The organism is Pseudomonas sp. Irchel s3f7 (assembly GCF_900187615.1).
GTDB lineage: Bacteria > Pseudomonadota > Gammaproteobacteria > Pseudomonadales > Pseudomonadaceae > Aquipseudomonas.
In genome coordinates this window covers 111,979-124,260 of the sequence record NZ_FYDO01000003.1, presented here as the reverse complement: position 1 = coordinate 124,260, position 12,282 = coordinate 111,979, and the positions used below count along the sequence as shown (strand labels likewise).

The window sequence follows — 12,282 nt, the reverse complement described above, 5'->3', positions numbered from 1 at the left end:
ATCCTCCAGAGGCCGGTGACGGAAAACCGGCGAATGGCCGTTGGATGCAGCTTCCGCGCCAGCTCAAGTTCATCGTGCCTGATCAAACGCAATCGCGGGCAAGCCACGCTCCCCACAGCGTTTACGCAAAACCCTGTGGGAGCGTGGCTTGCCCGCGATGAGGCCGATTCAGCCGCCGATAATTTTCATGACGGTAGCGCCGCCGGAAAACGCCACTTCCTGCTTGTCACCCAAGGCTTTCACCAACAGGCGCTGCAACGCCGGCAGTGCTTGATGACGCGGCTTGTCGAGCAGATCACCGACATAGTGACGGTTGCTCGACGACAGGCAGCCATGCAGCCAGCCGGTTGAAGACAAGCGCAACCGAGAACAGGTTCGGCAGAACGGCACGCTCTCGTTAGCAATCACACCGAAATGCCCAAGCCCCGGAATCTCGTAGCGCACAGCGGTCGCATCGACCGGTGCATCGGCTTGCAAATACTCATAGCGCTCGCCGATCAGGCTCAGCAGTTGCTGAAGGCTGACGAATTGTTGCAGGAAGGTGTTGGAGTCATTGGCCAAGTGGCCCATGCGCATGAGCTCGATGAAGCGCAGTTCATAGCCACGTTCGAGACAGTAATCGAGCAGCGGCATCACCTGATCGAGGTTCTGGCCGCGCAACGGCACCATGTTGACCTTGATCTTCATGCCGGCCGCGTGGGCCTGGTCCATGCCGTCGAGCACCGTGGCCAGGTCGCCGCCACGGGCAATGCCACGGAACGCACTGGCGTCGAGGGTATCGAGGGAAACGTTGATGCGCCGGATACCGGCATCCACCAGCAGGGGCAGTTTCTTTGCCAGCAGCTGGCCATTGGTGGTCAGGCTGATGTCTTCCAGGCCCATCTGCCCGACTGCCTTCATGAACGCTTCGAGTTTCGGGCTGACCAGCGGCTCGCCGCCGGTGATGCGCAAACGCTCGATGCCAGCGGCTTCGATCAGATAGGCCACACCCCGCGCCATAGCGTCGGCCGACAACTCATCCTGCGCAGCCACCAGCCGCTTGCCGTTAGGCACGCAGTAGGTACAAGCGTAATTGCAGGCGGAGGTCAGGCTGATGCGCAAATTGCGAAAACGCCTGCCTTGACGGTCAACGATCATGATCTCTCCGGTGGAAGACTATTCGGGGCTGCTAAAACTTGACCTAGAAATCAAGTTTTAGCAAGTCCTACACCTGAGTATATTCCTGCGAACGACACCCTGTAGCGAAATCATGGCGCAATAAGGTGGCTGAATGGCTCAGCTGCTTGGGGTGTCGGTGTCGCGCTTGCGTTTGTTGCCCATGCGCACACCGATGTCCATCAGGAACTGGAAGAAACCTTCCTGGTCTTCCAGCACATTGCTCCAGAACGGAGAGTGATACAGCGCCACGGCACCGTGCACCAGCGCCCAGGACGCGCAGTAATGGAAGTAAGGGGGTACGTCTTCGAGTTTGCCTTCGCTGATCCGCCCCTTGATCAGCAGAGTCAGGCGTTCGAAGTTCGAGGCGCGAATGTTGTGCAACTCCTCGATCATCTCCGGGACCTGATTGCCCTTGACCACCTTCTCTTCCAGGCGATCAAACAAGCGATAACGTTGCGGGTCGCGCATGCGGAACTCGAAATACGCGCGAGACAGGGCTTCCTTGTCCTTGTCGACGTCGGCCGAATGCAACAGCTCGTTCAAATCACGCTCGTAATCGAGCATCAGGCGCAGATAGATTTCAGCCTTGGATTTGAAGTGCTTGTAGATCGTACCTTTGCCGATACCGACGGCATCAGCAATCATCTCGACGGTGACACTGTCTTCACCTTGTTCGAGGAACAGCTTGAGCGCGGTATCGAGAATTTCTTGCTCGCGGCGACGAAACTCACGGACCTTACGGGGTTCTTTATGCATAAGAAAAGGTCTGTTCGGGTCAAAATTCGAAGCCGCGTATTATGCCTAACTTGCGTAAAAATGCACGGATCATCCGACCATATCTGCGCTTTCTGGTCATTCTGCGTACGCGGGATGACTGATGAGAACTCTTCCGAAGCGCCCGTATTCCAAATTTGTTTAAAAACCCCGGTGATCAAACTGGACGGGATGCAATCCTGATCAATACTTGAACTGTCGGCGGGGCATCTCCCCCAAGTGTCACGCCGATATTGGTACCAACGGACCGCGTGCCATTGTTTTACTCCTAATGGTCTTAACCCGGATTCACCCCCCAGAACCCGGGTTTTTTTTGCCTGCGATTCAGAGGCCAAAGCCCCGAACTGCCACAGGCTGCGATCTTTTCCGGTATTACGCCAAAGCCCTGACATGCGCCAGGGGAAACAATCGCTTGAAGTTCTCTGTGGTCTGCTCAGCAAATCGCTCGTAGGACTCACCCCGCAACATTGCCAGAAACTCCGCTACTTCCCGCACGTACTGCGGCAGGTTTGGCTTGCCGCGATATGGGATCGGCGCCAGGTACGGTGAGTCGGTTTCCACGAGCAACCGGTCAGCGGGCACCTTGCTGGCCACGTCGCGCAAGGCGTCGGCATTGCGGAAAGTGACAATCCCGGACAGGGAAATGTAGTAACCCATATCCAGCGCAGCTTTCGCCATCTCCCAGTCTTCGGTGAAGCAATGCAGCACGCCCGCCTGGGGCAGCGCCGCTTCACGCAACAGATTCAGGGTATCGGCGCGGGCGCCACGGGTATGGATGATCACCGGTTTACCGGTCTGTTGCGCCGCTTGCAGATGCAGGCGAAAGGATTCCTGCTGCAACTCTGCCGCTTCGGGCTCGTAGTGATAGTCCAGGCCGGTTTCGCCAATCGCCACCACGCGCGGGTGATTGAGCTCCTGCAACAACCAGTCGAGCGCAGGCGCGGCGCCCGGCTGGACATCCAGCGGATGCACGCCGACCGAACAGTCGACGTCGTCATAACGCTCGGCCAGGGCTTTGACGTCGGCGGCATTGTCGGCGCTGACACCGATACACAGAAAGTGCCCGACGCCGCGCTGGCGAGCCGCATCAAGTGCGGCATCCAGTGAACCGTCGTGAACGGTCAAGTCAAGGCGATCGAGGTGGCAATGGGAATCTACGAGCATAAAAGGCTGCAACTTACATCGAATGAGTGGGACAACAGGATTACCGGTGCTTTAAGTCTAGGCGCAGACAGTCAGCGCTGGGCGGGCAAGGACGCCCATTGCACCAGCAAGGCTTCCAGCAACAAAACCCGGTTCAGGTTCGCTTTGCTCAATACTTTCTGGCGCTGGGCGAGGATCCAGTCCTGGATATTCAAGACTTTGTCCTGAGCGGTTTTCTGCGCCAGGTACTGAACGACCTTGCGCATATCGGTCAAACCCAGCCCCTCTTCATCCTGGGTCAGTTGATAGCGCAGGATCAGGCTGGACCAATCGCAAAACCAGTCGAACAGCAGCAACAAGGGAATCGCATTCCAGCCTTCGGCCAGTTGCGTCGGCGACTGTTGCTGCTTGAGCAACTTTTTCACTCCGTCCACCACTTGTGCCCGCTGTTCGCGAACGCCCTGGGACTGCAAATTGACCGCAGCCAGCGGCGAGCCGGCGGCCAGTGTCAGCAACTCGACACGCTCGTCATCCGAACAGTCCGGCAAGGCCTTGGCCAGCCAAGCCTGGCTCATGGCCGCACTCGGCAACGGACAAGCCTGCTGCACACAACGACTCTTGACGGTCGGCAGCAGTCGGCTTGGCTGGTGACTGACCAGCAACAGAACGGTATCGCCGGACGGTTCTTCAAGGCTTTTCAGCAAGGCGTTGGCCGCATTGATGTTCATCGACTCGACCGGCTCGATCAGCACCACTTTGCGCCCGCCCAACTGCGCGGTCTGCACGACGAAACTGACCAGATCCCGAACCTGATCAACCTTGATCGCCTTGTCGGCTTCTTCCGGTTCCAGAATGTAGTTATCCGGATGACTGCCCGCCTTCAGCAGCAGGCAGGATTTGCATTCGCCACAGGCTTCAAGGCCGGCCGGACGCTGGCACAGCAGGTTGGCCATCAAGCGTTCTGCCAGCGCCCGTTTGCCGATACCAGCCGGACCGTGCAACAGATAGGCATGGGCGTGCTGGGCACGACCGGCCAGTTGCTGCCACAGACTGTCCTGCCACGGATAGGCCTCAGCCACGGGTCAGCTCCAGCAAACGTGGCAACAATGTATCCAGTGACTGCTGAACCTGCGCCAACGGTTGTGCGGCATCCACCAGCACATAGCGCGCCGGATCTGCCTCGGCACGCTTGAGGAAAGCACTGCGCACCGCATCGAAAAACGTCCGGCCTTCGAGCTCGAAGCGATCCAGGCGACCGCGAGCACTGGCCCGGGCCAGGCCGACTTCCACGGGCAGATCGAAAATCAGCGTCAAGTCCGGGCGCAGGTCACCCTGGACAAAGGTTTCCAGAGCGGCAATGCGCTCCAGCGACAATCCGCGACCACCGCCCTGGTAGGCGTAAGTCGAGTCGGTAAAGCGATCACACAAGACCACGGCACCACGGGCCAATGCCGGGCGAATGACTTCGGCCAGGTGTTGAGCGCGGGCGGCGAACACCAGCAACAACTCGGTATCCGGGTTCATGACTTCATCGACCGGGGCCAACAACACCTCGCGAATACGCTCGGCCAGTGGCGTTCCACCCGGCTCACGGGTCAGCACCACCTCAATACCGGCGGCGCGCAAACGTTCGGCCAGGTATTCGCGGTTGGTGCTCTTGCCGGCGCCTTCAGGGCCTTCCAGAGTAATAAACAAGCCAGTCACAGGCAGTCCTTAGTCAGAGTCATTGCGAGCTTTGCGGTGTGCTTGCATCGGAAGCCGGTGCATCCGGTGCGGGTTCAGGCGCGGGATCTTGCGGCTGCACCCGCGGCGAAGCGTCCGGATCAGTGTCCGGTGACGCGGTCGGGACCGGCATCTCGGCGTCCTCAGACGCCGACGCGGCAGGCTCCTCCACCGGCGTCTCGGGTGCAGAGATCGGTGCCGGGCTGGAGCGGTAATCGGCTCGGCGCTTGATCTGGTACTCACGCACTGCATTGTTGTGCGCATCCAGATCATCGGAGAACACGTGGCTGCCATCACCGCGCGCCACGAAGTACAGGCTGCTGCCCTCCACCGGATTGAGCGCCGCATGGATCGCTTCGCGACCGACCATGGCAATCGGGGTCGGCGGCAAACCTGCATTCATGTAAGTGTTATAGGGCGTGGCTTCTCTGAGATGTGCACGGTTCAACTTGCCGCTGTAACGATCACCCAGGCCATAAATCACCGTCGGGTCGGTCTGCAGCAACATGCCTATCGCCATGCGCCGTACAAACACACCGGCAATCTGCCCACGCTCCTGCGGCACACCGGTTTCCTTTTCCACCAGCGAGGCCATGATCAGCGCTTGATAGGGTTCGGTGTACGGCACGTCCGCCGATCGTTGCGCCCACTCTTTGGCAAGCACATCGTTGAGGCGATCGTAGGCAATTTTCAGCAGCTCGACATCGGACATGCCGCGCACGAAGCGATACGTGTCAGGGAAGAATCGCCCTTCGGGAAAAATCCCGGTATGGCCGAGCTTGTCCATGACCTGGCTGTCGCTCAATCCATCAAGGGTCTGCTCGAGTTTTTCATCCCTGGCCAGGGCCGCACGCACTTGATGGAAATTCCAGCCTTCGACCAGGGTCAGGCTGTACTGAACCATCTCTGCGCGCTTCCACAGATCGATCAGCCCTTCGACTGTCATGCCGGGAACCATGCGGTATTCACCGCTGTGCAGAGGTTGTTTGGGCAGGTTGAAGCGCCAATAGACGCGCAGCCAGAATGCGTCCTTGATGACGCCGTCAGCTTCCATTTTCAGGAAGGTGCGGTTCGGAGTCGTGCCCTTGGGCACCTCCAGCAGTTTTTCCTGAGTGATATTCAGCGGTTGCACCAATGCCGAATGAATTTTCCAGGCAGAAGCACCCAACATCAGCCCCGCCAGAACCAGTCCGGTTTCCAGCAGCAGCAAGAGTTTACGTCTCACGTATCAAGCATCCAGTAGCTCATTGGCAATGGTTTGGAGTTTACGGGTGAGCGGCCCAACCGGCCAGCTCAGTGCTGCATAAGCACGCACCGGCCAAACGCCATAAACGCTGTTGCAGACAAAGACTTCGTCAGCCCATTGCAGCTGTTCGAGGGGGATATCGGTGATTTGCGTGGGGATACCCGACGACTCGGCTTGAAACAAAATTTCTTCGCGCATCACCCCGGCGACGCCACAGCGTTTGAGGTCTGCCGTGATCAGCACGCCATTGCGCACTAGGAACAGATTACTGAATACGCCTTCAATCACGCGCCCTGCCTGATCGAGCATCAAGCCTTCAGCATGCTCGGTGTCCTGCCATTCGGCACGGGCGAGGACCTGCTCCAGGCGATTCAAATGTTTGAGGCCGGCGAGCAGAGGTTGATTTGAAAGTCGTGTCGTACAAGGAAACAGGCGAACGCCTTGCTCAGCATGGGCATCCGGATAGACCGCTGGTGGGTTGCCCGACAAAATGCGTCGAGCGGAAACCGAGGGATCGAAGGCGTAGCCGCGCAAGCTGTCACCGCGTGTGACGATCAGCTTGAGCACACCTTCGTCCAGCTTCGCGGCATAGTTCAACAACTCCGCGACCATGAGCTCATGATCAAGGTTGATCGCCAACCGCTGGCACCCCCTGGCCAAACGCACCAGATGACGATCCAGCAGCACCGGGAGTCCATTACGCACAGCGATGGTCTCGAACAGACCATCACCATAAGCCAGGCCGCGATCCTTCAGCGACAAAGCGTCCGCCGGCTGACCGTCGACCCAGCAGTCCATCAGCCTGCGAACCGGCGGAACACCAGCGAGCCGTTGGTGCCGCCAAACCCGAAGGAGTTGGAAACCACCACATCAATGTCCATATTGCGCGCAGTGTGCGGCACAAAATCGAGATCGCAGCCTTCGTCCGGCTCATCGAGGTTGATGGTCGGCGGCGCCACCTGGCTGTTGATCGCCAGTACGCTGAAGATCGCCTCAACCGCGCCCGCCGCACCCAACAGGTGACCGGTCATGGACTTGGTCGAACTGACTGCCAGCTTGTAGGCGTGCTCGCCGAACACTGACTTGATCGCATTGACTTCCGCCAGGTCGCCTGCGGGAGTCGAGGTGCCGTGGGCGTTGATGTACTGCACTTGATCGCCATTGATTTTGGCATCGCGCAGCGCATTGGTGATGCAGCGCGCTGCACCTGCGCCATCGGCTGGCGGCGAGGTCATGTGGTAGGCATCGCCACTGGTACCGAAGCCGATCAGCTCGGCGTAGATGGTCGCGCCACGCGCCTTGGCATGCTCGAGTTCTTCCAGCACCAGCGCACCGGCGCCATTGGACAATACAAAGCCATCGCGGCCCTTGTCCCATGGACGGCTGGCGCGGGTCGGCTCGTCGTTGCGGGTCGACAGTGCGCGGGAGGCTCCGAAGCCGCCCATGCCCAGACCGCAGGCCGCCATCTCGGCACCGCCGGCAATCATCACGTCGGCTTCGTCGTACATGATGTTGCGGGCCGCCATGCCGATGCAGTGCGTACCTGTGGTACACGCTGTGGCGATGGCGTAGTTAGGCCCCTGTGCACCCAAGTGGATGGACAGGAAACCGGAAATCATATTGATGATCGAGCCTGGCACGAAGAACGGAGAGATCCGTCGCGGGCCGGTCTCGTGCAGCGTGCGGGCGGTTTCTTCGATATTGGTCAGACCGCCAATACCCGAGCCCATGGCCACGCCGATACGCTCACGGTTGGCGTCAGTGACTTCCAGACCGGCATTGCGTACCGCCTGAAAACCTGCGGCCAGACCGTACTGAATGAACAGGTCGAGTTTGCGGGCTTCTTTGACCGACAGGTATTCCTCGACATTGAAGTCCTTTACCGAGCCGCCAAAACGGGTGGAATAGGCAGAAAGGTCGGCGTGTTCGATCAGACCAATGCCACTGCGGCCAGCCAGAATGCCCTGCCAGCTGCTCGGCACATCCGTGCCCAGTGGCGACAACATACCCATACCGGTGACTACGACGCGTCTACGCGACACAGCACTCTCCTTTTTTCAAATGACGACTTTGCATCAGGCCTAAAGAAAAAACCGCACGCCATGATGGCAGTGCGGTTTTTCCATGACAGCGAGCAACGATTACAAACTATTACGCCTGATGGCTAGTAACGTAGTCGATTGCAGCTTGTACAGTAGTGATCTTCTCGGCTTCTTCGTCAGGGATTTCGGTCTCGAATTCCTCTTCCAGAGCCATCACCAGCTCAACGGTGTCAAGGGAGTCGGCACCCAGGTCTTCAACGAAGGAAGCAGTGTTGACCACTTCTTCTTCTTTAACGCCCAGTTGCTCAGCAACGATTTTCTTGACGCGCTCTTCGATGGTGCTCATACCTTGTTTTCACTCCTAATGGACAAATTCAGGCAGCTGGCCAGTGGGTAAGTGTATAGAAAGACTTTTCAGCTTTTCAACTGAAAGCTTCACTCCTCGAACCCGGTGACCCTCTGCCTATAAATAGATTGCAGCTTTATAACGGATTTTAGACAGCTCGTATGACATTTTTTTGAAGCAATCCGTCACATTTGAATTACATGTACATCCCGCCGTTCACCGGGATTGTAGCTCCGGTAACGTAAGCCGCACCGTCCGACGCAAGAAAAGCGACCACGGACGCGATCTCTTGAGCTTGTCCCAGACGGCCCAGCGGAATCTGCGTCTGCAAGGCTTCACGCTGCGCCTCGGGCAGTTCACGGGTCATATCGGTATCGATGAACCCTGGGGCCACCGAGTTTACCGTAATCGAACGCGAACCGACTTCACGCGCCAGTGCACGGCTGAAACCTTCCAGACCGGCCTTGGCGGCAGCGTAGTTTACTTGGCCTGCGTTGCCCATGGCACCCACAACCGAACCAATACTGATAATTCGACCCCAACGGGCCTTGGTCATACCACGCAAAACGCCCTTGGACAGGCGGAACAGACTGTTCAGGTTGGTATCGACAACGTCATGCCACTCGTCGTCTTTCATACGCATCATCAGGTTATCGCGGGTGATGCCGGCATTGTTGACCAGGATTGCCGGCGCACCGAACTGCTCCTGAATGCTTGCCAGAACACTTGCAACGGACTCGTCACTGGTGACATTGAGTTCCAGGCCAGTCCCCTGGATACCGTTTTCTTTCAGGGTAGCGGCAATACGCTCAGCACCCGACGCAGAGGTCGCGGTGCCCACTACGATGGCGCCCTGACGACCCAGTTCCAGGGCGATAGCCTGGCCGATGCCACGGCTTGCACCGGTGACCAGTGCAACTTTACCTTGCAGACTCATGCAAGCTTCTCCTGATTCAGGCCAACGCTGCACGAGCGGCAGCGAAAGCGTCTGGGGTATTGAGGTTGGATGTCGACACGCCTTCAGCACAGCGCTTGTTCAGACCGGCCAGTACTTTGCCCGGACCGCACTCGACCAGTTGGGTCGCACCCTTGGCGGCCAGCGCCTGGACCGATTCAACCCAGCGTACTGGCTTGTAGAGCTGCTCAAGCAAATCACGCTTGAGGGTTTCCAGATCGCCCGGCACTTCGGCACTGACGTTCTGCACAACGGGAATTTGTGGGACTTGCCAGTCGATCGCGGCGATCGACTCGGCGAAACGCTCGGCGGCCGGACGCATCAGTTCGCAGTGCGATGGCACGCTGACCGGCAATGGCATGGCGCGCTTGGCACCCCGCGCCTTGCAACCTTCAATAGCGCGCTCGACCGCAGCCTTGGCGCCAGCGATGACGACCTGACCCGGGGAGTTGAAGTTCACCGCGCTGACCACGTCGCCTTGCGCCGCTTCGGCACAGGCGGCCAGTACGTCCGCATCTTCCAGACCCAGGATGGCGGCCATGCCGCCCTGCCCGGCCGGAACGGCCTCCTGCATCAACTGACCACGACGCTCGACCAGTTTCACCGCGTCACCCAGGCTCAGGCTGCCGGCAGCGACCAGCGCGCTGTATTCACCCAGGCTGTGCCCGGCAACGTAAGCCGGACGCGCACCACCTTCGGCCAGCCACAGGCGCCACAGGGCGATCGAGGCGGTCAGAATGGCCGGCTGGGTTTTATCGGTCTGATTGAGTTGCTCTTCCGGCCCTTGCTGGGTCAGTGCCCACAGGTCGTAACCCAGAGCATCGGAAGCTTCTTTGAATGTTTCGAGGACAACCGGGTGTTGTGCGCCCAACTCGGCCAGCATGCCGAGGGACTGCGAACCCTGTCCTGGAAAGACGAATGCGAGGGAAGCAGACATGTAACAAGCCCCTAATGATCTTGTCGTCGGAGAGTTGACGCCCCGCTTTTGGGACGCAAGAAACTGACAGTTGGATGGTGACTCGAACCGAGCAGTCACATTTAAGCATTGTCCGACGAAAACGCCTAAAGCAACAAATCCTCCAGACGACCGTGAATGCGTTCTGGCAGGTTTTCCTGAATTTCGATCAGCGCGCGCTGAATGGCACTTTGAAAGCCCTGCACCCCGGCAGATCCGTGGCTTTTCACGACAATGCCCTGCAAGCCGAGAAAGCTCGCACCGTTGTGCCGCGCGGGCGCCAGGTCAGCCTGCAAGCGCTTCATCAGCGGCAACGCCAATGCACCGACCATGCGCGAAGCAACACTCTGCCTGAACAACGCTTCGATACGCCCGGCAATCATGGTCGCCAGGCCTTCGCTGGATTTGAGCAGGATATTGCCGACAAATCCGTCGCACACCACCACATCAGCTTCGCCACGGTACAAACCATCACCTTCGACAAAACCGATGTAATTGATACCTCGGGCTGCCTGCAACAACGTGGCGGCCAGCTTGACCTGCTGATTTCCCTTGATGTCCTCGGTGCCGATATTCAACAACGCCACGCGCGGACGAGCAATGCCCAGCGTTTCCGCTGCGACCGAGCCCATCACAGCGAACTGCAACAGATGTTCCGCGCTGCAATCGACGTTGGCACCCAGATCGAGCAACTGGCAATAACCCTTCTGTGTCGGAATGGCCGCCACCATGGCCGGCCGATCAATGCCCGGCAAGGTCTTGAGCACAAAACGCGACAGCGCCATCAACGCACCGGTATTGCCGGCACTGACGCAGGCCTGGACCTTGTCATCGCGCAGCAACTCGAGCGCCACGCGCATGGATGAGTCGGGCTTGCCTCGCAGGGCCTGGGCAGGTTTTTCGTCCATGGTGATGACTTCGGACGCCGGAGCAATCGACAGGCGTGCGCGATCCACAGCCGAATGGCCAGCGATCAGTTCTTCAAGAAGGGAGGGTTGACCGACGAGGATCAGGTGCAGCGAGGGGGTAGCAGCCAGACAAGCGAAGCTGGCCTGAACAATGCTGCGGGGACCGAAGTCCCCGCCCATTGCGTCAATCGCGATGACTTGAGCAGACAAGTGATTACTCGTCAGCGCCCTTGTCGATCACTTTACGGCCACGGTATACGCCTTCTGGCGATACGTGGTGACGCAGGTGAACTTCACCGGTGGTTTTTTCTACAGACAGGGTGCTAGCCTCGAGAGCGTCGTGCGAACGGCGCATGTCACGGGCAGAGCGGGATTTTTTGTTCTGCTGAACAGCCATAATTGATTAACTCCTAAACGTTTGGGTCACGCTTTAACTGCGCCAATACACTGAACGGGTTGGACCGCGTTACCTCGTCCTCGCTCGGTTCGGGCTCATCTGCTCCCGCCGGCTGCTGGCATTCTTCCGGATGATGAGCAGGCACAATGGGCAAGGCGAGCAGAAGCTCCTCCTCGATCAGTGACTGCAGATCCAAAGGATCTTCGCCCAGTTCCAGCACGTCATAACCTTTCGGCAACGACTGGGTATTCGCACCCTCCTTCACCACAGCGTAACTGCATTCGCTATGGATCGGCAGGGTGACCAGCTCAAGACAACGCTGGCAAACCATTTTGACCTCGGTGTCGATAAAACTGTGGATGACCACAGATTTACGTTCATCTCGTTCAAAAACGAATTTAGCCTGCACCGTACCGACATTGTCGGAAAGCGGGTCGCAGAGTCTCTTCAAATCGGCCAGCAGCATTTCACCTTGGAGGGTGGTGCCACGATCAGCCAATTTGCGCGGGTCAACGTGAGGTGGAATCGGGTCATTCAACATAGGCGCAGCATTATAGGGATGCACCCGGCCATGTCAAAGGAAATTCAGCCCTGTCCGTCACTTGGAAGCCCCGCTAGAATTCACGACTGTCATTT

The 12,282-nt window shown here is 58.5% G+C and carries 14 protein-coding genes; all 14 read right to left on the bottom strand.

Features of this window, described 5'->3' with window-relative positions; all coding sequences use genetic code 11:
- Positions 1-168: 168 nt before the first annotated feature.
- Positions 169-1,137: a GTP 3',8-cyclase MoaA gene (locus CKW19_RS03605; RefSeq protein WP_095056627.1), complete on the bottom strand. Its 969-nt coding sequence runs from the start codon at positions 1,135-1,137 to the stop codon at positions 169-171.
- A gap of 138 nt (positions 1,138-1,275) precedes the next feature.
- Positions 1,276-1,914: a TetR/AcrR family transcriptional regulator gene (locus tag CKW19_RS03600; protein ID WP_095056626.1), complete on the bottom strand. Its 639-nt coding sequence runs from the start codon at positions 1,912-1,914 to the stop codon at positions 1,276-1,278.
- 390 nt (positions 1,915-2,304) lie between these two features.
- Positions 2,305-3,096, bottom strand: a complete 792-nt coding sequence (locus CKW19_RS03595) for a TatD family hydrolase (RefSeq protein WP_095056625.1) — start codon at positions 3,094-3,096, stop codon at positions 2,305-2,307.
- A gap of 71 nt (positions 3,097-3,167) precedes the next feature.
- A complete protein-coding gene (locus CKW19_RS03590; RefSeq protein ID WP_095056624.1) occupies positions 3,168-4,154 on the bottom strand; it encodes a DNA polymerase III subunit delta' in 987 nt (328 codons plus the stop codon).
- Positions 4,147-4,779: a dTMP kinase gene (gene tmk / locus CKW19_RS03585; RefSeq protein WP_095056623.1), complete on the bottom strand. Its 633-nt coding sequence runs from the start codon at positions 4,777-4,779 to the stop codon at positions 4,147-4,149. Before tmk ends, CKW19_RS03590 begins: the two co-directional genes overlap by 8 nt.
- A 19-nt stretch (positions 4,780-4,798) precedes the next feature.
- On the bottom strand, positions 4,799-6,022 hold the full coding sequence (gene mltG, locus CKW19_RS03580) for an endolytic transglycosylase MltG (RefSeq protein WP_095056622.1): 1,224 nt from the start codon (positions 6,020-6,022) through the stop codon (positions 4,799-4,801).
- Between the two features lie 3 nt (positions 6,023-6,025).
- The gene (gene pabC / locus CKW19_RS03575; protein WP_095056621.1) at positions 6,026-6,841 is read right to left on the bottom strand and encodes an aminodeoxychorismate lyase; all 816 of its coding nucleotides are present in this window, start codon (positions 6,839-6,841) and stop codon (positions 6,026-6,028) included.
- Positions 6,841-8,085, bottom strand: a complete 1,245-nt coding sequence (fabF, locus tag CKW19_RS03570; protein WP_095056620.1) for a beta-ketoacyl-ACP synthase II — start codon at positions 8,083-8,085, stop codon at positions 6,841-6,843. The genes pabC and fabF overlap by 1 nt, the downstream gene beginning before the upstream one ends.
- A gap of 109 nt (positions 8,086-8,194) precedes the next feature.
- Positions 8,195-8,431: an acyl carrier protein gene (gene acpP, locus CKW19_RS03565; protein WP_003175607.1), complete on the bottom strand. Its 237-nt coding sequence runs from the start codon at positions 8,429-8,431 to the stop codon at positions 8,195-8,197.
- Positions 8,432-8,627: 196 nt separating this feature from the next.
- A complete protein-coding gene (gene fabG / locus CKW19_RS03560) occupies positions 8,628-9,368 on the bottom strand; it encodes a 3-oxoacyl-ACP reductase FabG (RefSeq protein ID WP_007987168.1) in 741 nt (246 codons plus the stop codon).
- A 16-nt stretch (positions 9,369-9,384) separates the two neighbouring features.
- A complete protein-coding gene (fabD, locus tag CKW19_RS03555; protein WP_095056619.1) occupies positions 9,385-10,323 on the bottom strand; it encodes an ACP S-malonyltransferase in 939 nt (312 codons plus the stop codon).
- A 125-nt stretch (positions 10,324-10,448) separates the two neighbouring features.
- On the bottom strand, positions 10,449-11,459 hold the full coding sequence (gene plsX, locus CKW19_RS03550; RefSeq protein WP_095056618.1) for a phosphate acyltransferase PlsX: 1,011 nt from the start codon (positions 11,457-11,459) through the stop codon (positions 10,449-10,451).
- Between the two features lie 4 nt (positions 11,460-11,463).
- Entirely contained in the window at positions 11,464-11,646 is a 183-nt protein-coding gene (gene rpmF / locus CKW19_RS03545; RefSeq protein WP_003179396.1) for a 50S ribosomal protein L32, read from the bottom strand.
- A 13-nt stretch (positions 11,647-11,659) separates the two neighbouring features.
- Positions 11,660-12,187 carry a YceD family protein gene (locus tag CKW19_RS03540; protein WP_008066540.1) on the bottom strand — a complete coding sequence of 176 codons (528 nt, stop codon included), beginning with the start codon at positions 12,185-12,187 and terminating at the stop codon, positions 11,660-11,662.
- Between the last annotated feature and the right edge of the window lie 95 nt (positions 12,188-12,282).